Here is a 22956-nt window from a genome sequence, read left to right on the forward strand (position 1 = left end):
CACCGGGTCGCGCGCCGCGGTGTGGTGATCGACCTCTCGGCGCGCGAGTTCGACATCCTCCATCTGCTGATGACCCGCGTAGGGAAGGTCGTGACCCGTTTCCTCATCCTGGACGAGGTCTGGGACGGTGAGACCGACCTGCGCAGCAACGTGATCGACGTCCACATCGCCGCACTCCGCGCAAAGATCGACAAGCCCTTCGGCGCCGACACCATCACCACGCTGCGCGGGGTGGGCTATCGCCTCGAACCCGCACCGCCGACCCCACCGAGGCAGCCGTGAGCTGGATCCAGCGGCGGGTCTCGCGCATCCCCCTCAGGCGACGACTCGTCGCTGGCTTCGTGGCCACCATGTTCGTGCTCCTCACCGGTGCCGCGGCGTTCGTGTACTGGCGGGTGCAGCACGCCCTGGACCGCAACCTCGACACCAGCCTCCACCGGGCCGCGACCGCCATCGCGCCGCACGTCACCGCATCCGGAACACTCCCGGCGAACGACGTCAACCTCGCCACCATCGATGGCCTGCAGGTGCTCGACGCCGACGGGCGTGTCCTCAGCCACGACGGCCGACTCGGCGCCAGGACCGCGCTCGACGAGGGAGACCTCCGTGATGCCGCTCGGGGTCCGATCCTCCGCAACACCGGCAGAGTGTTCCTCGACCCTGACAACGAAGCCCTCCGCCTCTACGCCCTGCCCCTGCACCCCACCGGCACCAGCCATGGGTCCTCCCCCGCTGTCCTCGTGGTCGCCCTCGACAAGGACCAGTACGACGAAGCACTGCGCGAGCTCGTCGCCCAGCTCACCGCCACCGGCGTCGCCACCCTCGTCCTGACCGCGATCGTGGGCGACCTGCTGGCCCGCGCTGCCTTGCGGCCGGTGGAGACGTACCGCCGCCGGGCGACCGATATCGCCGCCGGCGCGACCACGCTGCGCCTCGACGTCCCGGCCGAGCGAGACGACGAGATCACCCGCCTCGGCCACACGCTCAACGAGATGCTCGATGCGCTGACGCGAGCCCTGGACCGGGAGCGGCGGTTCACCAACGACGCCAGCCACGAGCTGCGCACCCCCCTCACCAGGCTCACCAGCAGGGTTCAGCTCACGCTGCGAAGACCCCGCACCGTTGCCGAGCACGAGCGAGCCCTCGAGGAGATCCAGCACGACCTGACCCGGCTCACCGCACTCGCGGACGAGCTGCTCACCGTGGGCGCCGCCAGCGAAGGTGCCGAGGGCTCGTGTGGCCCCACTGACCTCTCCGGCGTCGTTCGGAAGGTCACGTCCCTGCGGACCGCACTCGCCCCGACCGGCAGCCCGTACAGCGTCGCCGGTGCGGTGAGCGTGGAGACTCCCGGACAGTGCCTGGTCGACGTCGACTCCGTACGACTGGAGCGCATCGTGGACAACCTCCTCGACAACGCCGCGCTGCACGGCTCCACTCCGGTCGGTGTGACCGTCGACCACGCCGTCCGAGCCGACTCGGCCGGTACCGGCGCGGCCCCCTGGGTGAGGCTCGTGGTGCGCGACAGCGGGCCCGGCATTCCTGCGGACCTGCTGGCCACCGCCACGGAGCGGTTCGCGCGTGCCCCGGAAGCCCGGAGCCGCCCGGGCTCGGGGCTGGGCCTCGCGCTGGTCGCGACCCTGGTCGAACGCGCCGACGGGGAGCTCCGGCTGTGTCACGACGGCCGGCACCACAGCACCGGCTTTGCCGCGCCCGTGGCCTGCCACCACGACGGCGCGATGACCGTCACGGTGCTCCTGCCCACGGATTCGGTGGCAGGCAGACCGGACGCGACGATGCCCCGGCCCGGTTGAGTTCGCGGACTCAGGCGGCGCCGTCACCACTAGCCTTCTCGCCATGAGCGAGTCTCGGACCGAGAGCCGGCTGAGGAATCGGGAGCGGGACCTGGAGCGCTTCCTGACCTTCGTCGACGCCATCGTCGCGATCGCGATCACTCTGCTCGTCCTTCCGCTCGTGGACATCGCGGGGCAGTTGCCGGACGGCGGCTCGGTCGCCCACCTGCTGCATGAGAACTCCGGTCAGATCTGGGCCTTCTTCCTGAGCTTCGCAGTGATCGCGAACCTGTGGCTGACCCAGCACCGGGTGCTCACCCACGTCGTCACGGCGAGCGACTGGCTCATCCGCCTGATGCTGCTCTGGACCGTGACCATCGTGGTGCTGCCGTTCCCGACGGCCCTCGTGGCAGGCCACGACGCGAGCAACCAGGCCACCACCAAGGTCCTGTACGTCGGCACCATGGCCGCGAGCTCGCTGGTGCTGGGGCTGATCTGTCTCGAGATCGCTCGTAACGACTGGATCCGTGACTCGGACGACCGTCCTGACGTGGTGCGTGCGTTCGCGACGTTCGTGGCATTCGTGGTGATCCTGGCCCTGATGCTGGCAGCGCCGGGGCTCAGCTACTGGCCGCTCCTCCTGTTGGTTCTACCCGACCCGGTTGTCGCGTTCTGGCGACACCGGCACCCACGTCCTGACGCCTAGAGGGTCACGCACCGGGCAGCCGGCCGCGATGGCGGGCGACGAGCCGGTAGGCGACGGCAGCGACGCGTCGTACGCCCCCGAGCAGCAGCAAGCGTCCCAGCACGGCGTAGCCGGAGCCACACGCGACCAGCGACCGCGCGATCGCGCCCTCGCCGGAGTCGACGACCTGGTCGTCGAGCCAGTACGCCGCGGCTCGCACCTGCTGCTCGGTGAGTCCGACCTCCCCCAGGTCGAGGGACTGCCAGGGCACGACCTCGACGTCACGGGCGTTCCGGTCGAGCCAGCGGGCGCACCGGGTGCAGAAGCCGCAGTCGCCGTCGTACACCAGGCGCGCCCTCACCCATCGAGTCTGCCGCACCTCGTTCAGCGCCTCCGCCCTGGCTACGGTGGCGGTGTCCCGATCTGGGAGGGAGAGCCGATGAGCGACCTGGCCTGGCACTTCGTGGTGCGCGACGTGGAGCGCGCGAGCCGGTGGTACGCCGACGTCCTCGGCGCGACCGAGACGAGCCGGGTGACCCTGCCCGACGGAACGGTGATGACCGCAGATCTCCGCATCGGCGACGCCACCGTGGTGATCGGTCGGGAGCTGCCGTCGTGGGGTGTGCTCTCACCCGAGACGCTGGGTGGCACGCACGGCGCCCTCCACCTGCGCGTCGACGATGCAGACACGGTGTGGCAGGCGGCGACGTCCGCCGGAGCGACGCCGTTCGAGCCCGTGCACGACGCGTTCTGGGGCGTGCGTACGGGCCAGTTCGTCGATCCGTTCGGGCACCGTTGGGCGATCGACCAGCCGGGGCGCGACGTACCTCCGGAAGACGTACAGCGGCTTGCCGCCGAGGCGTTCGCGGCTGCGGCGACTCCGTCCGCGACCTCGGAGGATCGACCGGGAGTCACCGTGCGCGAGCTGCGCCTCGTCGTGACCACCGACGACTACGACGCGGCCGTCGGCTTCTACCGCGACGTGCTGGGCATGCCGGTTTCCGCGGAGTACGTCTCGGCGGATCAGGGCCGCGTCGTGATCCTGGAGGCGGGCGCCGCGACGCTGGAGATCGGCGACCCCCCGCATGCCGAGTACGTCGACGCCGTCGAGGTGGGACGACGCGTCGCCGGGCACGTGCGGGTGGCGTTGCGGGTGGACGACGCCACGCGCGCCACGACCGACGCGACCGAGGGCGGCGCCCAACCGATCGCTCCCCCGACTCTCACGCCGTGGCACTCCCTCAACGCGCGGCTCGAGGCGCCCGGTTGCCTCCAGGTCACGCTGTACCAGGACGACGCCGACCACTGAGCTGAGCGGGTCCGTCAGTGGAGCATGAACCAGAGTCCTGCGACCCCCGGGGTCAGCCCCAGAAGCAGCCACCATGACAGCGGCGAACGGCGGTGGATGAGCCGGGCCGCGACGACGGCGCCGACGCCACTCACCGAGGCGAGGATATTGAGGCCGACCCCGGCTCCGGCGCGCGACCCGTCGGCGAACACACCGGCCACGGCAAGTCCCACCGAAACGTGCAGAATCGTCGTCGCCACCAGCGCCGAGAGCACCCACTGCTGCACCCTGGTGATCTCGCGCGACTCGACGCTCGGCCGTTGCGGGTTGGCCGGGTCCATGAGGTGGCGTGGCCGTCGTGCCGGTTGGCTGGTGTCCATCAATCATTAGTGTACCAATGATTGGTACACTAAGCATTGTGGCGAATCCAACAGAGGCGACCGTCGAGAACCCACTGGCCCTTCAGGAGCAGGTCTGCTTCGCCCTGGCAGTGGCCTCACGCAGCGTGATTGCCCTGTACCGCCCGGTACTCGAGCCGCTGGGTCTCACCCACCCGCAGTACCTCGTGATGCTTGCGTTGTGGGAGCACGAGCCGGTGTCGGTCCGCGACCTGTCGCACCTGCTCCAGCTCGACCCCGGCACCCTCTCCCCGTTGCTCAAGCGCCTCGAGTCGGCGGGTCTCATCCGCCGGGAGCGCAACCCCCGCGACGAGCGGGCGCTGGCCGTGGAGCTGACCCGCGAGGGCCGTGCGTTGCGACGGAAGGCGCTGAAGGTCCCGCCCGCGATCGTGGAGCGCCTGGGCATGGACATCGACGAGCTGAAGGCTCTCCAGCGGCGGCTGACCCGGGTCATCGAGGCAGCGACCCAGCCGCCGGCTTGAAGTCACAAGCCCTGCGGCCCTCCTGAGGGTCAACGCAGGACGCGGAGCACCGAGGAGTAGTCGTCGGTCCAGGTGACCGACCGGGCCGGCAAGGTCGACCACCCCGGTCGCTCGGGCAGATCCCCCAAGGCCACTGCGGACGACGCCATCACGACCCAGGTGCTCGGGGTGGCACCGGGGTCGTCGCCCACCTTGCTGCCGACCAACGCCACCCAGCCGAGGGAATCGGCAGCGGCACGCAGCACGGGACGCAGGTCGAAGGTGTTGTTGCTGATGTGGAACACCAGCAAGCCACCGGGCCGCAGACGGTCGGCGTACATCTGGATCGCCTCCCGGGTCAGCAGGTGTACCGGAATCGAGTCGGAGCTGAAGGCGTCCAGGACGATCAGGTCATACGCCTCGTGCGGCTCGGCCTCGAGGCCGAGCCGTCCATCACCGACGACGACGTGGACATCGGCCTGCGAATCCCTCAGGTAGGTGAACAGATGCGGGTCACGGGCGACGTCGACGACGGCCGGGTTGATCTCGAAGAAGGTCATCGACTGCCCTGGTTCGCCGTACGCCGCGAGGGTGCCCGCCCCGAGCCCGACGACGGCCACGTCCCGGAACCGTCGAAGGCCCATCACATCGCCGAGTGGTCCCGAGCGGCTGTAGTAGGTCGTCGGATCGTGCGAACGCCGGTCCAGATACTGGGTCCCGTGCAACGTCGTCCCGTCGTAGAGGACGTGTTGGTCTCCCGCGACCTTGGTGGACAGGCTTCCGTAGAACGTGCGCCGGCGATCGATCACGTCGACATCGGAGCTCACCAGGAGCGCCGCTTGAACGACCACCAGGAGGATGCACAGGGTGCGGGGCGACCGGGTGAGGGTCCACGCCAAGATCCCACAGCCGACCAGAGCCAGGAGCAGGGAACCCGCCGGTGACCCCTGCTCGACGAGCGAGATCACGGCGGCCGGGAGCAAGAACGCCACCGCGACACCCAGCAGCCCGACGCGGCGTCGCGGACGCGTCTCTTCCGCAGCCTTCGGATCGACGTCCAAACCCACCAGAAGGAGCGGGACCATCACGATCAGAAGGGGGTACTCCAGGACCCGGTCGAACAGGAGCGGCGCGACCACGCCGTTGAGGAGACCGCCGAGAGCACCCCCGACAGCGATCACCAGGTAGAAGGTGGTCAGGCCGCTCGGCTCGGGACGATCGGCGGCCAAGCGAGCGTGTGAGGCGAAGGCGACACACGCCAGCATGACCATCTGGATGACGATGGCGAGCAACACCGGCTGATGGGCCACGTTCACCACCGCCGACAACGAGGCGATCACAGCCAGGAGAACGGCAATGCGGGTCACCAGGACCGGTGGCCGACGCGAGGTCCGGGCGAACGCAGCCACGAACGTGGCGAGGTAGATCGCCAACGGGATCACCCACAGCAGAGGGATCGCTGCGATGTCCGTGGAGACGTGCGACGTCACTGCCAACATCAGACCCGAGGGCAGGAAGGCCAGCGCCATCCAGCGGAGCAAGCGCCCGGGCGTCGTCGGTCTCGTCGGCGCCGGGTGCAGCGCTGCGGCGTCGATCGCCGGGCCTGCCGCCACGACGAGTCGGTCCCTGTTCGCGCCGTTCACGCTCACGAGAGATGACCGTGCCGGCAGTCGTGCCGGCAGTCGCGCCGGGAGCAGCATGCAGGCCCCGGTCAGCAGGATGAAGAAACCGAAGCCGACCGACCAGGCCCGCAGCTGCGCGTTCACCGTCAGGAACGGTTCGATGAGGAACGGGTAGCCGAGCAGCCCCACGAAGCTGCCGAGGTTGCTGGCGGCGAAGAGGAAGTACGGGTCATCGGACCGGCGCAACCCGCTCCAGGAGTACCACCGCTGCAGCAGCGGCCCGGTCGTGGCCAGGACCAAGAAGGGAAGGCCGACGACCAGCGCCAGCGTGCGCAACAGCCACCAGATCGGAGACGTGTCGGCGGGGGGTGCCGCGTTCGACGGCAACGTCAGCGGCAGCACCACCAAGGGGAGGAGCAGGACTACGCCGTGGAGCAGTCGTTGCCGGGTCGCCGGAAGTCGCGTCGCCCGGTCCGAGTACACGTAGCCGAGGAGAAGCACGACCTGGAAGAACAGACTGCTGGTGCTCCAGACCGTGGCCGAACCGCCGTACGACGGGAGCAGGAGGCGAGCGATCATGGGCTGGACCAGGAAGAGCATCCCGGCTCCGAAGAAGGCTGTGGCGGCGAACAACCAGGTGACCCGGCGAGCCGTCATGGGGGGACCATAAGTTGCGAGGTCCGGCCCGCGTGGGGGAACAGGCAATCAGCGTTGGGCGTGTCGCCACAGCACGGGTCGGGCCTCACGACGTCGGAGCCCCGGCCCGAGATCACGAGCCCCGCCGGGCGCCGGTGCGCCAGACTGCCGGGCGTGCAGGAACCCTGGGAGGATCCGGCGTGGCTCGCGGCCGCCGTGGTGTGGGTCGACGACCGTCTGACCGACGCGGGCCGACCGCGGACCGGCGAGCCCGACCAGGTGCACGTGCGGCCGTGGTCGACCGCGATCCGGGTGCCGACCGCCGAGGGTGACGTGTGGTTCAAGGCGAACACCCCGGAGCTGCGGCACGAGGCCCTGACCACGCTGCTGCTGTCGCGCCGCGTGCCGGACCGCGTGCCTCCGCTGATCGCCGACGACCTCGAGCGCGGCTGGATGCTGATGGAGGACGGCGGCCGTCGCCTCCGCGAGGTCATCGCCGAGGAACGTGACCTCTCCCGGTGGGACGACATCCTGGAGGGCGCTGCCGACATCGCCCGGGCGATGGAGCCCGACGTCGACGAGCTGATCGCGGCCGGTGTCCCCGACCTGCGCCTGGCCGTCCTCCCGGACCGGTACGCCGCAGTGGTCGAGGCGCCGGACGTGGAGCAGCGCTTCCGCGACGCGATCCCCCGGGTCCGCGACATGGCCGAGGAGCTCGCGTCGTACGGCGTGCCCGAGACGTTGCAGCACGACGACCTCCACGACGGTCAGGTGTTCATCCGCGACGACCGTCAGCTGATCCTGGACTGGGGCGACGCCGTCATCTCGCACCCGTTCTTCACGCTGTCGGTCACCCTGGAAGGGGTCATCGCGTGGGGGCTCGACGACGTCGAGGGCTCCGTGGACCTCGACCCACTGATAGACCTCTATCTCCGGCGCTACGACCCCCAGCGTCCCGAGCTGCGCGAGGCCGTTCCGCTCGCGCTGCGGCTGGGCTGGGCCTGCCGGGCGGTCAACGGCACCGTCGTCGAGGATCCGGAGTCCACGAAGACCAGGCTCAGGATGTTCCTCGACGGCCGGCCCGACTAGCTGTACCCGGCAGGGACGCTCAGCTAAGGCTGGCGCCGCAGTGGGGCCCCATCATCAGCCACTCGTTGGTGGTGTGGCTGTACGCGGGCAGCGCGTGCTGGTCCGGCGTGTGCGGTGCCCGCGCCTGCGCCGACGGTCCGACGAGCAACGCGGCGAGCACCACGGCACCGCCGGCGCGCACCAGGATGCGCGTCACGACATGTCCTTGGTCTCGCAGTGCAGCCCCATCCGCATCCCGTTGCTGCCGTACTTGTGCAGCATCGGGGGCTGGAAGTAGCTGTTCGTCTCGGCGACCCGGGCGTGCTGGGCGTGACCAGAGCCGTCGGGCGCGACTGGGGCTCGCGCCGCCTGCGCGCCGTACGTCGAGGCCACGAGGACCCCGCCGAGCGCCAACGCGCCGAGGATGGACGTGATCCGGGTGAGCGTCATCGACTGCCTCCTCCGGACGTGGCCCGTCCACGCTATGCCTCCGGGCCGTCCAAGAGAAGCCCGGAGCGCCCTGTGCGCTCAGCCCTGGGCGATCTCGGCGATCCAGGTGGCGACCTGCGCGGGGTCGTGCCCGAGCGCGACGTCGTGGACGGCGACCTCGGTCATCGCCGTGCCGGGCACCTGCGACTCCCACCAACCGCCACAGGGCTCGATCTTCTCGCGCTCCATGAACGCGATCTTCCGCTCGCGGATCTCATCTGGCGTCCCGTCGGCGAACACCAGGAAGGTGTTGGTGTGGGGCGGATCGGGCGTCACCTTCAGTCCGCGCCGGGTCAGCTCGGCCGCCAGCGACCGCGCCCACGCGGCGTACTCCCCCATCTTCGGGAGACGCTCCTTCAGCCCGGCCAGCGCGGACACGGCGTACGGCGTGAGGTGGAAGAGAGTGCCGCCCATCCGGCGGCGCCAGGTGCGCGCCTCGGCCACGACGTCCTCGGGGCCGGCGAGCGCGGCCCCGGCCAGCGCCTCGAGGCCCTTGTAGAACGAGACGTACATGGTGTCGACGAGAGCGGCGACCTCCGCGAGGTCCTTCCCCCAGTAGGACCGCGACTCCCAGATGCGAGCGCCGTCCGCGTGAAGGGGTACGCCGAGCTCGCGCGCGGCCTCGGACAAGGTGGTCAGGTCGTCCCACGACGGGAGCAGGCAGCCGCCGTCACGCAGCGGCAGCTCGATCAGGGCGGCTCCGAGGCCGGGCGAGAGCCTGCGGAGGTCATCGGCGGTGGCGGTGACGGGCCCTGTCGTGAGGTGGTCGAACTCGAAGCCGTGCAGCCGGCGCGGACCGTCGTCCTCGTGCTTGAGCAGGTGGGAGAGGTCCGGGATCGCGACCCGCTTCGAACCGGTGCGGTCGCACCAGACCCGCAGGGCCGCCTGCTGCGCCATGATCCCGCTGGGGAAGAGCGCGGCGGCCGGTTTTCCGAGCAGCTCGGCCACCTCGGCCTCGACCTGCGCGACGGCACCCTTCTCGGCGTACACGTCCCACTCGTCGACGCCCAGCTCATCCGCGGCGTCGGCCACCGCCCGCAACGTCTCCGCAGGGGTGCTCTTGGCGTGCCAGAACACCGATGTGTCGCAGGCCTTCGAGGCTGCCTCGAGTCGCTCCTTGAGCTCGTCGTCCACGATCGCCACTCAACCAGTCGCCGTCGAGCCGCGACAATTGAGTTAGGTGAGGGGACGTGTGCCTTCGGGGATGCCCTCGCCGCGGGCGACGCCCTCGACCATCTCCTGCAACGCGGTCAGCGCGACGCGCTGTGGGAAGGGGCCGAAGCTGACCCGGGCCACGCCGAGCTCCTCGAGCCTGGCCAGCGACGGAGCGCCGGGCACCGGCAGCATCGTCAGTCGCTGCGGGCCGAACGCCTCGACCAACGCCACGACCTGCGCCTCGACGAGGCGGCCCGGCACGAACACCACCGGGGCGCCGGCGTCGAGGAAGGCCCGGCCACGCTCGATCGCGTCGGCCAGTACGGCGTCGGGGTCACGGTCGCCGGCCCGCAGGAAGGCGTCGGTGCGGGCGTTGAGCACGAAGTCTGGAACACCCGCGGCCGCGGCAGCCTGCATCACGGCCCCGACGACGGCCGTGGCCTCCGCGAGCGGCTTCATCTGGTCCTCGATGTTGCACCCGACCACGCCCAGCCCGATGGCGCGGCGCACGGTCCCGGCCGCGTCCCCGTACCCCGCCTCGAGGTCGGCGGTCACCGGCAGGTCGACCGCGTCGACGACCCGGCCCACGGCCTCGAGCATCAGGTCACGCGGGATGTGCTCACCGTCCTCGTAGCCGTACATGGCCGCGATCGCGTGGCTCGCCGTGGCGAGCGCGGTCGTGCCCGCGGTCTGGGCGACGACGCGCGCGCTGGCGACGTCCCAGACGTTGACCAGGGTGAGGAGGGTCGAGTCGGTGTGGAGGGCCAGCAGGGCGGTGGCCCGTTCCGGGGTGGAGGTCATGGTCCGAGTATGTCGGCGATCTCGCGCGCTGGTCGGACAGGGTGGTGGAGCTGGGTGTGCTCCCAACGGCGACCCTTCCCAGATCGGATCTCCTCGTGCACGAGCAGCGCCGGCACGTGCTCACTCGTCCCAGAACACCCGGTCGACCACGGCGCGGGCGCGGCGGGTCGTGCGCAGGTAGTCGTTGACCATCTCGTCGGAGCGGCCGCCGCCGTAGCCGAGGATGCCGGAGATCGCCGACCGCTCGCGCGCGTCCCGCGGCACCTGGTCGCCACTGCGGCCGGTGACCAGCGTGATCGCGTTCCGCAGCCGGCTGACCGAACGCCACGCGTGGTCGAGAGCGGCGTGATCCTCGGCGTCGAGCAGGTCCGCGTCGCGGGCGGCGTCGAGCGCGGTCAGGGTGCGCGGGCTGCGCAGGGCCGGCACCTTCCCGGCGTACCTGAGCTGGAGGAGCTGGACGGTCCACTCGATGTCGGCGAGCCCCCCGCGGCCGAGCTTGAGGTGCGTGTGGGGATCGGCTCCGCGCGGCAGCCGCTCTCGGTCGACGCGCGCCTTGATCCGCTGGATCTCGGCGGCGTCGGCGACGGTGATCCCGTCGGGCGGGTAGCGCAACGGGTCGACCAGCGCGGTGAAGCCGTCGCGGAGCGCCCGGTCGCCGACAACCGCGTCCGCGCGCAGCAGAGCCTGTGCCTCCCACACCTTCGACCACTTCGCGTAGTAGGCGGCGTACGACGCGAGCGTGCGCACGAGCGGACCCTGCTTGCCCTCGGGCCGGAGGTCCGCGTCGACGACCAGCGCCGGATCGCTGGCCGGCGCGATCAGCAACCGGCGGAGCTCGTTGGCGACGGCGTGCGCGTACGCCGTGGCCTCCTCGCCGTCGTCGCTGACCGGTTCGTGCACGAACATGACGTCCGCGTCGCTGCCGTACGACAGCTCGAAGCCGCCGTACCGGCCCATCGCGACGATCGCCATCCGGGTGGGCGCCTCACCGAGACCACGCTGCTCACGCACCGCCCGGCCCGCGACCTCCAGCGTCGCCTCGAGCGTCGCGTCGGTGAGCCGCGAGAGCGCCGCACCGACCGTCGCCACGTCGATCTCGCCGAACAGCTCGCCGACCGCGACCCGGAACAGCTCGCGCCGGCGGATCGCCCTGATCGAGAGCACCGCCTCGTCGGCGTCGTCCTGCCGGTCGGCGGACGCACTCATCCGCTCGAGCAGTGCCTCCGAGCCGAGCGGCGTCAGGTCCTCGCCGAGCATCCGTACGCCCTCGGGCTCGCGCTCGAGCAGGTCGGTGGCGTAGCGAGAGGTGGCCAGCAACCGGGCGAGCCGCTCGGCGACCTGCCCCTCGTCGCGCAGCGTCTTCAGGTACCAGTGGGTCGAGCCGAGGCTCTCGCTGATCCGGCGGAAACCGAACAGACCGGCGTCCGGGTCGGGTGCGTCCGCGAACCACTCGAGCATCGCCGGGAGCAGCGCCCGCTGGATGGACGCGGCGCGGCTGACGCCGCTGGTCAGCGCCTCGAGGTGACGCAGGGCGCCGCCGGGATCCTCGTACCCGAGGGCGGCGAGACGCTGGCCGGCCGCCTCGGTCGTGAGTCTCGCCCCGGCCGCGGGGACGCGGGCGACCGCCTCGAGCAGCGGGCGGTAGAACAGCTTCTCGTGCAGTCGGCGTACCTCTCGGCGATGGTGCGCCCACGCCTCCTCGAGCGCCCGGTCCGGCGCCTTGGTGAAGCCCATGCCCCGGCCCAGCCGCCGCAGCGACTCGTCGTCACTCGGTACGACGTGCGTGCGGCGCAGGTGCTGGAGCTGGATGCGGTGCTCGAGCGTGCGCAGGAACTCGTACGCCGCATGCAGCGCCTCCCCGTCCTCGCGCCCGACGTACCCGCGGGCGGTGAGGGTGTCGAGCGCCTGCAGGGTGCCGGAGGCGCGAAGGTGCTCGTCGGTGCGGCCGTGCACCAGCTGTAGGAGCTGGACCGCGAACTCGACGTCGCGCAGCCCGCCCGCGCCGAGCTTGAGCTGGCGGTCCGCGTCGCGAGCCGGGATCGTGTCCAGCACCCGGCGCCGCATCGCCTGGACATCGCCGACGAAGCCGTCGCGCTCGGCGACCTGCCAAACCATCGGCTCGACCAGCGAGACGAACTCGCGCCCGAGGGCCAGGTCGCCGGCAACCGGCCGGGCCTTGAGCAGGGCCTGGAACTCCCAGGTCTTGGCCCAGCGCTCGTAGTAGACGCGGTGGCTGGCGAGGGTGCGGACCAGCGGACCGGCCTTGCCCTCCGGACGGAGGTTGGCATCGACCGGCCAGATCGTGCCCTCGCGCGTGTGCTCTGAGCACACCTGCATCAGGGTGGACGCGAGCTGCGTAGCGACCCTGGCGGCCGTCGCCTCCTCCACCCCGTCGGCCGGCTCGAAGACGTAGAGCACGTCGACGTCGGAGACGTAGTTCAGCTCGTGGCCCCCGCACTTGCCGAGGGCGATGACCGCGAGCCGGGCGCCGGCGGCGTCCGGGATCTGGGCCCGGGCGATCGCGAGGGCCGCCTCCAGCGTGCCGGCGGCGAGGTCGGACAGCTCGGCCGAGGCGTCATCGACGCCGAGGTGGTGGGCCAGGTCGCGGGCAGCCAGCCGGGTGAGCAGCCGCCGATACTCGACGCGCAGCGCGTCGACCGCCTCGCCGACACCCAGGGACGCCGCGGGCGCGTCGTGAGCGGGATCGGCGCCGACGGCCCTCAGCAGCGCCGCGCGTACGGCGTACGCGGCGGGGCGGGTGGAGCCGAGGAACGGGTCGGCGAGCTCGCGCCACTGCTCGGGGTGCCGACAGAGGTGATCGGTCAGCGCCTGGCTCGCGCCGAGCACCGACAGCAGCCGCATCGCCGTGCCCTCGTCGTCGGCGAGCTCCGGGATCAGCCCCGGCTCGGCGCGTTCGGCCAGGCGGACCAGACCCGCCAGGGCCTGGTCGGGGTCGGCCGTGCGGGCCAGCAGAGCCACCAGCGGCTCGGCCTCGTCCCCGAGCCGGGTGAGCTCGTCGTGCGCGCGGGCCGAGTCGTCGAAGCCCAACCGCAGCAGCCGGGTGCGCGCGGAGTCGCTGCGTGGGCTCACCGCGTCAATCTACGGCCACGTCTTCGGGCGAGGGTCTTGCGCCGCGTCCTCGATCTGGTGCAGGCTATTAGGAAACTTTCCTGTCTAATGTGGGGCGGCATGAGGCGAGCAGCGGTCGTACCTCTCGGCGCGACTCTCGCCGCCCTGCTCGCCGCCGGGCTGGTGACCGCCCTGCCCGCCGGACCCGCCCTTCCTCAGACCGCACCGGCGCCCGGTCCGGCACAGGGCCGGATCCGGGTCAACCAGCAGGGTTATCTGCCCGGCGAGCCCAAGCAGGCGCGGCTGATGACCACGGCCCCCGTCCACGACGCCCGGTACCTCGTCACCGACCACGCGGGGCACGTCGTCCTGCGCGGTCGCGTGCCCCAGCACTCGGCCGGGTCGTGGAACGCCCGGTTCCCGGCGGTGTACCGCCTCGGGCTGAGCCGGCTGCACACGCCCGGTCGCTACCGCGTCGCGACGAGCGGCGACGTGACGACCCACTCCCCCTGGTTCCGAGTGCGGGGCGCCGGCGACATCTTCGGGAAGATCCTCCGTGCCGGCGTCGCCTTCGACCGGAACCAGCGCGACGGCGCCCGCGTCGTTGCCGGCCCGCTCCACCGCCGGCCTTCCCACCTCCACGACCGGCAGGCGTCGATCTACCGGTGGCCCCGGATGGAGCGCGGCTCCGACCTGATCCTCGACCGTCGCCTGCACCGGATCGGCGGGCCGGTGGACGTCTCGGGCGGTTGGTTCGACGCGGGCGACTACCTGAAGTTCACCCACTCCACGGCGTACAACGACGTCCTGCTGTTCAGCAGCGCCCGCATGCTCGGCTCCCGCGCCCCCAGCCGGCTGGTCGCGGAGGCCAGGGTCGGGCTGCACTGGCTGATGAAGATGTGGGACGCGAAGCACCGGTCCCTGCTGATCCAGGTCGGGATCGGTTCGGGCAATCGAGCCGGGACGTTCCGCGGCGACCATGACCTGTGGCGTCTTCCGCAGGCCGACGACCGGGACACCAGGCACGCCGACCGGTTCGTCTCACACCGGCCGGTGTTCCGGGCCGCACCCCCGGGCCACCCGATCAGCCCCAACCTGGTCGGTCGCGTGTCGGCCGCGTTCGCGCTGGCCGCCCAGCAGGACGCCGGCAGCCACCCCGAGCGGGCCCGCCGCGACCTGCGCCAGGCGCGGCTGCTCTACGCACGGGCAGCGACCAAGCATCCACCCCACCCGCTGGTGACCGCGCTCCCCCACGCGTTCTACCCCGAGTCGACCTGGCGCGACGACATGCAGCTCGGCGCCGCGGAGATCGCGCTGGCCTCCCACCGCCTCGGACAGCCGGCCGCGCGCTACGTGCGCGAGAGCGCCCTCTGGGCCCACGGCTTCATCGCCGAGCACAGCACGGACACGCTCAACCTGTACGACACGGCCGCGCTCGCCGACTCCGCCCTCGCCGACGCCCTCGGCCGCGTGCCGCACGGTCGACTGGCGGTGAGCCGCGCCGACCTCGTCACCGATCTGCGCCACCAGATCCACCGGGGGATCGTCCACTCGCGCCACGACCCGTTCGGTGCCGCGGAGCCCGTGGACGAGTTCGATGCGAACTCCCACACCTTCGGCCTGATCGCCACGGTCGCGCTCTACGACCGGCTCACCCACAGCCGGCGTTTCCAGGGCTTCGCGAGCCTCGAGCGGACCTGGCTGCTGGGCGGCGACCCCTGGGGCGTGACCGCGATGGTGGGCGTCGGACACACGTTCCCCCTCTGCATGCAGCACCAGGTCGCCAACCTCTCGGGGACCCTCGACGGCACTCCCCCGATCGACGTCGGGGCGGTCGTGAACGGCCCGAACGGCAAGGGCAACTTCGACGGCGGTCTGGGCGGGTTCCAGACCGGGATGCGGCACTGCACCGCCGCCGCCCGCACGCTCGAGCGGTTCGACGGACACGGCAGCCGGTACGTCGACGATGTGCGCTCGTGGCAGACCGACGAGCCCGCGCTGGACATGACGGGTGCCGCCGTGATCGCGGCGGCCGCCCAGCTCCGGCTCCACCCCCACGCGGGACTCGGCCGATGAGGCCGGGCACACCACGGATGCTCCGGGGCATCAACGACCGCGCGGCCCTCGACCTCCTCCTCGAGCACGGGCCGCTCTCGCGCACCCGGCTCGGCGAGCTCACCGGGCTCTCCAAGCCCACCGCCTCCCAGCTCCTGACCCGGCTCGAGGCGGCCGGGCTCGTGGTCGCCAGCGGGAGCTCGCGCGGCGGTCCCGGCCCGCGGGCCCAGCTGTACGCCGTGAACCCCCGGGCGGGCCACGTCGCGGCGCTGGACGTCACCCCGGTCCGGATCGTCGCCGCGGTCGCGGACATCACCGGCCGGATCGTCGGGGAGCACGAGCTTCGCACCCCGCGACGTCCCGCTCCCGACGCCATCACGAACGTGATGTCCGCGCTCGAGGGCGCCGCCACCGCGGCCGGTCTCGACGCCACCGACCTGCTCCACGTCGCGATCGGCACGCCCGGTGCCTTCGACCCGCGCACCCGGCGGCTGCGCTACGCCCGCCACCTGCCGGGCTGGCACGACCCTGATCTCCTCGACCGGCTCGCGGAAGCGCTCGCCGTACCGGTCCACGTGGAGAACGACGTGAACCTGGCCGCCGTCGCGGAGCTCGGGTCCGGACGGGCCCGGGGTGTGGACGACTTCGTGCTGCTCTGGGTGGACGAGGGGCTGGGCGCGGCGGTCGTCATCGGCGGCCGGCTCCACGGAGGCGTCACGGGTGGTGCCGGGGAGATCGGCTTCCTCCCCCTCCCCGGCACCCCGCTCGTCCGCGACGTACGCCGCGGGAACGCCGGTGCCTTCCAGGAGCTCGCCGGCGGACCGGCGGTGCTCGCCCTCGCCCGCTCCCTCGGCCTCCGCGCGACCTCGGCCCCCGCCGCACTGGCGGCCGCCGTCTCGACGCCGGAAGCCGGCGACCAGCTGCTCGCGACGCTGGGTCAGCGGCTGGCGGTCGGTATCGCCGCGCTGGTCGCGGTCCTCGACCCCACGCTGGTCCTGCTGTCGGGGTCCGTGGCCTGGTCGGGAGGCGAGCCACTCCGCGCCGCGGTCGCCGACGAGCTCGGCTCGCTGGCCGCCGGCCGGCCGCGCCTGGAGCTGGCCGTCGTCCGCGAGGGCCCGGTGCTCACCGGCGCCCTCCACACCGCTCTCACCGCAGCTCGGGACGACATCTTCGACACGGTCAGACACCTCGCAAACCCGGGCAGCGCCCGGCCCGTCACCAGGAGATCACCATGACCCGACACCTGCGTCGCCGGCTCGCCGGAAGCGCCCTGACCGCCGCCCTGGCGCTCGCCCTGACGGCGTGCTTCGGCTCGTCACAGGGAGGAGCGAAGGACAACCCGAACGCGGACGTGACCATCACGTTCTGGCACGGCTGGAGCGCCCCGAGCGAGGTGAAGGCGATCCAGGCGACCATCGACGGCTTCGAGAAGGTACACCCCAACATCCACGTCAAGGCCGTCGGCAACATCACCGACGACAAGATCAACCAGGCCCTGCGCGCGGGCGGATCCAGCGCGCCCGACGTGGTGTCGTCGTTCACCACGGACAACGTCGGTGAGTTCTGCAACTCCCACGCGTTCGCCGACCTCACGCCGTTCATGGACAAGTCCGGGATCGACCCGACCGCGACCTTCCCTGCCGCGCAGCTCTCCTACACCCAGTACAACGGCGACCAGTGCGCCCTGCCGCTGCTCAGCGACGCCTACGGCCTGTACTACAACAAGGACGCGTTCAAGGCCGCCGGGATCAGCGCGCCGCCGAAGACCCTCTCGGAGCTCGACGCCGACGCGGTGAAGCTGACAAAGGAGTCCGGGGACACCTACTCCCAGCTCGGCTTCATGCCCAACTACCACTTCTACGAGTCGACGATCACCCACTTCTCCGCGCAGTGGTCGCCGACGTACTTCACCTCCGACGGCAAGTCCAACGTCGCGAAGGACGCCGGCATCAAGGCGGCGCTCGAGTGGCAGAAGAACCTCGTCGGCAAGCTCGGCGGCTACTCACGGCTCGAGAAGTACCGCACGTCGTTCGGCGACGAGTTCAGCGGCAACAACGCGTTCATGACCGGCCAGGTGGCGATGATCATCGACGGCGAGTGGCGAGCCGGCATGATCGACGACTCCAACAGCAAGGTGAACTACGGCGTCGCGCCGTTCCCGGTCCCGGACGGCATGGCCGACCAGTACGGCAAGGGCTACATCACCGGCACGATCGTCGGGATCGCGAGCACCAGCGACAAGCAGAACGCCGCCTGGGAGTTCGTGAAGTACCTGACCACCGACACCGATGCGGTCGTGAACTTCGCCAACGCCATCCACAACGTGCCGTCGACGACGGCGGCGCTGGCGTCGGGCAAGGTGAGCCAGGACCCGAACTTCCAGCAGTTCATCAAGATCGCGTCCAACCCGAACAGCAGCACCACGCCGTCCAGCCCGAACGGCGGCGCCTACCAGCTGACCCTGCAGAACCTCGGGTACGACTATGAGTCCGGCAAGCAGACCGACCTCCAGTCGGGCCTGGACAAGGCGGCGCAAGAGATCGACACCGACGTCGCTCAGAGCCAGTGATCCTGACGGCGACCAGGAACGCCGGGCTGCGCAGACGCCGGCGACGGGAGTTGCTGCGCACCCTGGCGTTCCTGTCCCCCTGGCTGCTGGGCACCGGGCTGTTCTTCATCTACCCGCTGGTCTCGACGGCGTACCTGTCGTTCACCCGGTACGACGGGTTCGTCTCGCCGACCTGGGACGGGCTGGACAACTGGCGCTTCGTGTTCCGCGACTACCCGTTCTTCTGGCCCGCGCTGCGCAACACCCTGTGGTTCGTCCTGGTGCTGGTGACCCTCCGGATCATCGTCGGCCTGGTGCTCGGGATGATGGTGATCCACGTCAAGCGCGGGAGCTCGGTGCTGCGCACGGTGTTCTACGCGCCGTTCCTGGCACCGCCCGTGGCCGCGACGCTCGCCTTCGTGTTCATCCTCAACCCGGGAACCGGTCCGGTCAACGCGATCCTCGGGCACCTCGGACTGCCCGAGCCGGGCTGGTTCAACGACCCCACCTGGGCCAAGCCGGCACTCACCCTCCTTGCGCTGTGGGGCGTGGGCGACCTGATGGTGATCTTCATGGCGGCGCTGCTCGACGTACCCCGCGAGCTCTACGAGGCGGCGTCGCTCGACGGGGCGGGCGCGGCCCGTCGGTTCCGCCACGTCACGCTCCCGCACCTGCGACCGATCCTGCTGTTCGCCGTGATCACCGGCGTGATCGCCACGATGCAGTACTACACGGAGCCGCTGGTGGCGGGGCAGGTGGCCAGTGGGCAGATCGGCGGGTCGGGCCAGCAGACGCAGCCGGGCTACCCGGGCGGCTCGACGCTGACCCTTCCGCAGCTGGTCTACAACCTCGGCTTCCAGCGGTTCGACATCGGTGCGGCCTGCGTGGTCGCGATGGTGCTGTTCGTGCTGTCGATGGTGTTCGCGGCGTTCCTGATGCGCAGCGGGCACGGGTTCCTGGCGGGTGAGGACTGAGATGGCACTCACCGTCGTCGAGCCGCACTACCGACGCCGCCGCCTGCTGGAGTGGGTCGCCGTCCACTCCTTCGCGGTCGCGCTCGGCCTGCTGTTCGTGCTGCCCTTCGTCTTCGTGATGCTGACCGCGGTGATGACCGACCAGCAGTCACTGACCCGCGACTACTGGCCGCAGCCGTTCGCGTGGCACAACCTGGTCGACGTCTGGAACACCCCGGGGTTCACGACGTGGTGGCGGAACACGATCGTGTACGCCGTCTCCGGCACCGCGCTGACCCTCCTGTCGAGCCTCCCGGTCGCCTACGCCCTGGCGTACTTCAGGTTCCGCGGGCGCAACGTGGCGATGATGGTGGTGATCGCGACGATGATGCTGCCGCCTCAGGTCGCGATCATCCCGCTCTACCTGGTCTGGGCCCAGAACTTCCACCTGACCGGCACCCTGTACCCGTTGATCATCCCGCTCGCCTTCGGCGACGCGTTCTCGATCTTCCTGCTCCGGCAGTTCATGCTCACGGTGCCGCGCGAGTACCTCGAGGCCGCGCGGATCGACGGGTGCAGCGATCTGGGCACGATGTTGCGCATCGTGATCCCGATGATCCGTCCGGCCATCGCCGCTGTCGGGTTGTTCCAGTTCTTCTACTGCTGGAACGACTACTTCGGGCCGCAGATCTACGCCAGCGAGAACCCCGGCGCCTGGACGCTGAGCTACGGGCTCCAGACGTTCAAGAGCGCCCATCACACCAACTGGAACCTGACCATGGCCGCCACCGTGCTGGTGATGGCGCCGGTGATCGTGCTCTTCTTCCTCGCCCAGAAGGCGTTCATCGAGGGCGTGACGCTGACGGGGGTGAAGGGATGAAGATCGCGGTCGTCGGTGGAGGCTCGACGTACACCCCGGAGCTGGTGGACGGGCTCGGCCGGCTGCACGACGTCCTCCCGGTCGAGGAGCTGGTGCTCGTCGACCCCGCGGCGGACCGGCTCGAGCTGGTCGGCGGGCTGGGTCGTCGCATCCTCGCCCGGCTCGACCACCCGGCACGGCTGACCACGACGTCCGACCTGGAGCCCGCTCTGGACGGGGTCGACGCGGTGCTGATCCAGCTCCGGGTCGGTGGACAGGCAGCGCGGCTCGAGGACGAGACCTGGCCGCTGGAGTGCGGGTGTGTGGGTCAGGAGACCACCGGCGCCGGCGGTCTCGCGAAGGCCCTGCGGACGGTTCCGGTCGTGCTCGACATCGCCGAACGCGTGCGCACGGCCGCTCCCGACGCCTGGATCATCGACTTCACGAACCCGGTCGGGATCGTGACCCGGGCCCTGCTCCAGGAGGGTCACCGCGCCGTCGGACTGTGCAACGTCGCGATCGGGTTCCAGCGCCGGTTCGCCGGCTGGCTCGATGTCGCACCCGATCGCGTGCAGCTCGACCACGTGGGGTTGAACCACCTCACCTGGGAACGGGCGGTCACCGTCGACGGCGTCGACCGACTGCCGGAGCTGCTCGCCGCGCACGGGCCCGAGATCGCGGAGTCGCTGGAGCTCCCGGTCGACCTCCTGCACACGTTGGGCGTGGTGCCCTCCTACTACCTGCGCTACTTCTATGCCCACGACGAGGTGGTCGCCGAGCAGCGGACGTCCGGCTCGCGGGCCGCGCGCGTCGCGGAGATCGAGCAGGAGCTGCTCACGGTGTACGCCGACCCGGCCCTCGACGAGAAGCCTGCGCTGCTCGCGGAGCGCGGTGGCGCGTTCTACTCCGAGGCCGCTGTGCAGCTGGCGGCGTCCCTGCTCGGACGCCCGGAGACGCCGACCACCCAGGTCGTCAACCTGCGCAACGACGGCACCCTGCCGTTCCTGCCCGACGACGCGGTGATCGAGGTCCCCGCCACGGTCGCCCGCTCCGGCGTACGCCCGGTGACGCTCGCCCCGCTGGCTCCGCTGTACGCCGGGCTGGTCGCGGCGGTCACGTCGTACGAGCACCTGGCCCTGGACGCCGCGCTCCGCGGTGGCTACGACCGGGTCTTCCAGGCGCTTCTGGCTCACCCGCTGGTGGGGCAGGTCGACATCGCGCACGGTCTCACCGACCGGCTGATCGCGCACAACCGCGACCACCTTCGGTGGGCCTGAGATGGGTGACCCGATGGATGCCCCCGCGGCGGTCCTCGCGATCGATGCGGGGAACAGCAAGACCGACGTCGCGGTCGTCGCGTCGGACGGAACCGTTCGGGGCAGGGCGCGCGGCGGGGCCTTCCGACCGGACCGGCTCGGAGCCGCCGCGGCGGTGGCCGGCATCGCTCCGCTGGTCGAGAAGGCGCGGGCGAGCGCCGGCATCGACCCCGGCGGCCCGGTGGCCGTGCAGGTGGCGGCCTGCCTCGCCAACGCCGACCTCCCGGTCGAGCACGAGGCCCTGGAGGCCGCGATCCTCGCCCAGACGTGGGGCGGGTCGATCGAGGTCTTCAACGACACCTTCGCCCTCCTCCGCGCCGGGCTCGACGACCGGCGCGGCGTCGCCGTGGTGTGCGGAGCGGGCATCAACTGCGCCGGCCTGCTCCCGGACGGGACGACGACGCGGTTCGCCGCGGTCGGTCACATCTCGGGCGACTGGGGTGGCGGCGGCGGCCTCTGGCAGGAGGCGATGTGGTGGGCTGCGCGAGCCGTGGACGGGCGCGGGCCGGGCACCGCGCTCAGTGACGCCCTCCCCCGTCACGCCGGTCTGTCGACGATGGCCGAGCTCATCGCAGCCGTCCACCTCGGCTCCCTCTCCGAGGCCGAGTGCATGGAGCTGACGCCGGTCCTGTTCGCCGTGGCGGCCGCCGGCGACGAGGTCGCGTCAGCGCTGGTACGCCGTCAGGCCGAGGAGGTCGTGACGCTCGCGGTCGCGGCGATGCGTCGCCTGGGCGTCCTCGGGGAAGCACTCCCTGTGGTGCTCGGCGGCGGGGTGCTGACCGCCGGGCATCCCCAGCTGATGAACGAGATCGACCGCCTCCTCGCGGACGCGGCGCCGCTCGCCGTACCGAAGGTGGTGCGGACGCCGCCGGTGGTGGGAGCCGCCCTGCTCGGCCTCGATCGGGTGGGCGCAGAAGCCGGCGTGCGCGAACGGCTCCGCGAGTCGTTCGCCGCCCTCGGCGAGGCGCCCGCCGTCTGACGAGAGACCTCAGGAGAGGCTGTCGTCGACCCCGACCAGCGTGGAGAAGCGCTGGGCCAGGGGCCGCCAGGCGGCGTCCAGGTCGTGGCGCGAGCGGACCAGGTCGTCGAGCACGCGTTCCTTCTCGGTCGGCGCGAGGCTGCCGTCGGTCGCCCAGGCGGCGACGAGACCGTCGTCGACCTCGGGGTGCCACTGGATGCCCCACACCGTCGGCGCCAGGCGTGCCGCCTGCACCTCGCCGGTGCTCGCGGTCGCCAGCTGCCGGGCCCCGTCGGGGAGCCGGCTCACCACGTCGTCGTTCCAGTGCATCGCGCGTCGCGGACCGACCAGCCCGCCCATCAGCTCGTCGTCGACGGCCTCGGCGGTCCAGCCGACATCGAGCAGGCCGAGCTGCCGGCCGTTCGGGTTGACCTGGATCTCACCTCCGAGCGCGACCGTGCAGAGCTGGTGGCCGAGGCAGATGCCGAGCGTCGGCACGGAAGCCGTTGCCGCCAGCCGGATCAGCTCGCGGGTCGCCGGCAGCCAGGGGGCCTTCTCGTCGTCGTGCGCGCCCATCGCGCCGCCCATCACGACCAGACCGTCGTACCCCTCGATCGAGGACGGCACCGGGTCACCGTCGTACGCCCGGCAGACGGCGAGCTCGACGCCCTCCATCCAGGTCCCCATCAGGTGGATCGGGTCGTCGTCCTCGTGCTGGACGACGAGTACGCGCGGAGTCACGAGCGCAAATCTAACCGGGCGACCTGGTCACAGCCAGCGGCGGACCCGGCTCCGGTAGTCGTCG

At 71.3% G+C, this 22956-nt stretch carries 22 protein-coding genes; 13 read left to right on the top strand and 9 right to left on the bottom strand.

The features are described from left to right. The 3 genes from VGJ24_RS14385 to VGJ24_RS14395 form a co-directional block, all read left to right on the top strand. Window positions 1-282: winged helix-turn-helix domain-containing protein (locus tag VGJ24_RS14385; protein WP_331501320.1), on the top strand; the 282-nt coding region annotated here is incomplete at its 5' end. Beyond that, window positions 279-1811, top strand: coding sequence for an ATP-binding protein (locus tag VGJ24_RS14390; RefSeq protein ID WP_331501321.1), 1533 nt, complete (start codon window positions 279-281; stop codon window positions 1809-1811). The genes VGJ24_RS14385 and VGJ24_RS14390, both read left to right, overlap by 4 nt. A 43-nt stretch (window positions 1812-1854) precedes the next feature. Continuing rightward, window positions 1855-2496 carry a TMEM175 family protein gene (locus VGJ24_RS14395; RefSeq protein ID WP_331501322.1) on the top strand — a complete coding sequence of 214 codons (642 nt, stop codon included), beginning with the start codon at window positions 1855-1857 and terminating at the stop codon, window positions 2494-2496. Between the two features lie 4 nt (window positions 2497-2500). Here VGJ24_RS14395 and VGJ24_RS14400 read toward each other — a convergent pair whose 3' ends face one another. Beyond that, complete coding sequence (locus VGJ24_RS14400; protein WP_331501323.1) at window positions 2501-2836, bottom strand: thiol-disulfide oxidoreductase DCC family protein; 336 nt, start codon at window positions 2834-2836, stop codon at window positions 2501-2503. A gap of 78 nt (window positions 2837-2914) precedes the next feature. On the opposite strand from VGJ24_RS14400, the gene VGJ24_RS14405 reads away from it, so the two are divergent. Continuing rightward, on the top strand, window positions 2915-3784 hold the full coding sequence (locus tag VGJ24_RS14405; RefSeq protein WP_331501324.1) for a VOC family protein: 870 nt from the start codon (window positions 2915-2917) through the stop codon (window positions 3782-3784). A 14-nt stretch (window positions 3785-3798) separates the two neighbouring features. Here the strand turns inward: VGJ24_RS14405 and VGJ24_RS14410 are convergent, their stop codons facing one another. Then, window positions 3799-4143 (bottom strand): hypothetical protein, encoded by a 345-nt coding sequence (locus VGJ24_RS14410; protein ID WP_331501325.1) that lies wholly within the window; start codon window positions 4141-4143, stop codon window positions 3799-3801. Between the two features lie 38 nt (window positions 4144-4181). Between VGJ24_RS14410 and VGJ24_RS14415 the strand changes: the two genes are divergently transcribed. After that, window positions 4182-4643 carry a MarR family transcriptional regulator gene (locus VGJ24_RS14415; RefSeq protein WP_331501326.1) on the top strand — a complete coding sequence of 154 codons (462 nt, stop codon included), beginning with the start codon at window positions 4182-4184 and terminating at the stop codon, window positions 4641-4643. A gap of 29 nt (window positions 4644-4672) precedes the next feature. Here the strand turns inward: VGJ24_RS14415 and VGJ24_RS14420 are convergent, their stop codons facing one another. Continuing rightward, entirely contained in the window at window positions 4673-6901 is a 2229-nt protein-coding gene (locus VGJ24_RS14420; RefSeq protein ID WP_331501327.1) for a fused MFS/spermidine synthase, read from the bottom strand. 153 nt (window positions 6902-7054) lie between these two features. On the opposite strand from VGJ24_RS14420, the gene VGJ24_RS14425 reads away from it, so the two are divergent. Then, a complete protein-coding gene (locus VGJ24_RS14425; protein ID WP_331501328.1) occupies window positions 7055-7969 on the top strand; it encodes a phosphotransferase in 915 nt (304 codons plus the stop codon). Between the two features lie 19 nt (window positions 7970-7988). Here VGJ24_RS14425 and VGJ24_RS14430 read toward each other — a convergent pair whose 3' ends face one another. The 5 genes from VGJ24_RS14430 to VGJ24_RS14450 form a co-directional block, all read right to left on the bottom strand. After that, window positions 7989-8165 carry a hypothetical protein gene (locus tag VGJ24_RS14430; protein WP_331501329.1) on the bottom strand — a complete coding sequence of 59 codons (177 nt, stop codon included), beginning with the start codon at window positions 8163-8165 and terminating at the stop codon, window positions 7989-7991. Continuing rightward, window positions 8162-8398 carry a hypothetical protein gene (locus VGJ24_RS14435; RefSeq protein ID WP_331501330.1) on the bottom strand — a complete coding sequence of 79 codons (237 nt, stop codon included), beginning with the start codon at window positions 8396-8398 and terminating at the stop codon, window positions 8162-8164. Before VGJ24_RS14435 ends, VGJ24_RS14430 begins: the two co-directional genes overlap by 4 nt. A 78-nt stretch (window positions 8399-8476) precedes the next feature. After that, complete coding sequence (locus VGJ24_RS14440; RefSeq protein WP_331501331.1) at window positions 8477-9571, bottom strand: threonine aldolase family protein; 1095 nt, start codon at window positions 9569-9571, stop codon at window positions 8477-8479. Between the two features lie 42 nt (window positions 9572-9613). Continuing rightward, on the bottom strand, window positions 9614-10393 hold the full coding sequence (locus VGJ24_RS14445) for an isocitrate lyase/phosphoenolpyruvate mutase family protein (protein WP_331501332.1): 780 nt from the start codon (window positions 10391-10393) through the stop codon (window positions 9614-9616). Between the two features lie 120 nt (window positions 10394-10513). Further along, window positions 10514-13483: a bifunctional [glutamine synthetase] adenylyltransferase/[glutamine synthetase]-adenylyl-L-tyrosine phosphorylase gene (locus tag VGJ24_RS14450; RefSeq protein ID WP_331501333.1), complete on the bottom strand. Its 2970-nt coding sequence runs from the start codon at window positions 13481-13483 to the stop codon at window positions 10514-10516. A gap of 99 nt (window positions 13484-13582) precedes the next feature. Here VGJ24_RS14450 and VGJ24_RS14455 point away from each other — a divergent pair, with 99 nt between their 5' ends. From VGJ24_RS14455 to VGJ24_RS14485, 7 genes are read left to right on the top strand one after another with little or no spacing between them, the layout of a single operon-like run. Beyond that, window positions 13583-15538, top strand: coding sequence for a glycoside hydrolase family 9 protein (locus tag VGJ24_RS14455; RefSeq protein ID WP_331501334.1), 1956 nt, complete (start codon window positions 13583-13585; stop codon window positions 15536-15538). Beyond that, window positions 15535-16752 carry an ROK family transcriptional regulator gene (locus VGJ24_RS14460; RefSeq protein WP_331501335.1) on the top strand — a complete coding sequence of 406 codons (1218 nt, stop codon included), beginning with the start codon at window positions 15535-15537 and terminating at the stop codon, window positions 16750-16752. The genes VGJ24_RS14455 and VGJ24_RS14460 overlap by 4 nt, the downstream gene beginning before the upstream one ends. Continuing rightward, window positions 16749-18086, top strand: a complete 1338-nt coding sequence (locus tag VGJ24_RS14465) for an ABC transporter substrate-binding protein (protein WP_331501336.1) — start codon at window positions 16749-16751, stop codon at window positions 18084-18086. Before VGJ24_RS14460 ends, VGJ24_RS14465 begins: the two co-directional genes overlap by 4 nt. Before the next feature lie 50 nt (window positions 18087-18136). Then, the gene (locus tag VGJ24_RS14470) at window positions 18137-19039 is read left to right on the top strand and encodes a sugar ABC transporter permease (protein ID WP_331501337.1); all 903 of its coding nucleotides are present in this window, start codon (window positions 18137-18139) and stop codon (window positions 19037-19039) included. 1 nt (window position 19040) lies between these two features. Continuing rightward, window positions 19041-19898, top strand: coding sequence for a carbohydrate ABC transporter permease (locus VGJ24_RS14475; RefSeq protein ID WP_331501338.1), 858 nt, complete (start codon window positions 19041-19043; stop codon window positions 19896-19898). Then, the gene (locus VGJ24_RS14480) at window positions 19895-21154 is read left to right on the top strand and encodes a 6-phospho-beta-glucosidase (RefSeq protein ID WP_331501339.1); all 1260 of its coding nucleotides are present in this window, start codon (window positions 19895-19897) and stop codon (window positions 21152-21154) included. Before VGJ24_RS14475 ends, VGJ24_RS14480 begins: the two co-directional genes overlap by 4 nt. Before the next feature lie 13 nt (window positions 21155-21167). After that, window positions 21168-22172, top strand: a complete 1005-nt coding sequence (locus VGJ24_RS14485; RefSeq protein ID WP_331501340.1) for an N-acetylglucosamine kinase — start codon at window positions 21168-21170, stop codon at window positions 22170-22172. Between the two features lie 9 nt (window positions 22173-22181). Here VGJ24_RS14485 and VGJ24_RS14490 read toward each other — a convergent pair whose 3' ends face one another. Next, window positions 22182-22892: a type 1 glutamine amidotransferase gene (locus VGJ24_RS14490; protein ID WP_331501341.1), complete on the bottom strand. Its 711-nt coding sequence runs from the start codon at window positions 22890-22892 to the stop codon at window positions 22182-22184. Between the last annotated feature and the right edge of the window lie 64 nt (window positions 22893-22956).

It is taken from the genome of Nocardioides sp., assembly GCF_036493135.1.
Lineage (GTDB): Bacteria > Actinomycetota > Actinomycetes > Propionibacteriales > Nocardioidaceae > Nocardioides.

Excerpts from the sequence above, each read along its gene's own strand:
- VGJ24_RS14395 (WP_331501322.1), top strand. The coding sequence starts at position 1,855 with ATGAGCGAGTCTCGGACCGAGAGCCGGCTGAGGAATCGGGAGCGGGAC.
- VGJ24_RS14405 (WP_331501324.1), top strand. The coding sequence starts at position 2,915 with ATGAGCGACCTGGCCTGGCACTTCGTGGTGCGCGACGTGGAGCGCGCG.
- VGJ24_RS14410 (WP_331501325.1), bottom strand. The coding sequence starts at position 4,143 with ATGGACACCAGCCAACCGGCACGACGGCCACGCCACCTCATGGACCCG.
- VGJ24_RS14420 (WP_331501327.1), bottom strand. The coding sequence starts at position 6,901 with ATGACGGCTCGCCGGGTCACCTGGTTGTTCGCCGCCACAGCCTTCTTC.
- VGJ24_RS14435 (WP_331501330.1), bottom strand. The coding sequence starts at position 8,398 with ATGACGCTCACCCGGATCACGTCCATCCTCGGCGCGTTGGCGCTCGGC.
- VGJ24_RS14445 (WP_331501332.1), bottom strand. The coding sequence starts at position 10,393 with ATGACCTCCACCCCGGAACGGGCCACCGCCCTGCTGGCCCTCCACACC.
- VGJ24_RS14455 (WP_331501334.1), top strand. The coding sequence starts at position 13,583 with ATGAGGCGAGCAGCGGTCGTACCTCTCGGCGCGACTCTCGCCGCCCTG.
- VGJ24_RS14460 (WP_331501335.1), top strand. The coding sequence starts at position 15,535 with ATGAGGCCGGGCACACCACGGATGCTCCGGGGCATCAACGACCGCGCG.
- VGJ24_RS14465 (WP_331501336.1), top strand. The coding sequence starts at position 16,749 with ATGACCCGACACCTGCGTCGCCGGCTCGCCGGAAGCGCCCTGACCGCC.
- VGJ24_RS14475 (WP_331501338.1), top strand. The coding sequence starts at position 19,041 with ATGGCACTCACCGTCGTCGAGCCGCACTACCGACGCCGCCGCCTGCTG.
- VGJ24_RS14480 (WP_331501339.1), top strand. The coding sequence starts at position 19,895 with ATGAAGATCGCGGTCGTCGGTGGAGGCTCGACGTACACCCCGGAGCTG.
- VGJ24_RS14485 (WP_331501340.1), top strand. The coding sequence starts at position 21,168 with ATGGATGCCCCCGCGGCGGTCCTCGCGATCGATGCGGGGAACAGCAAG.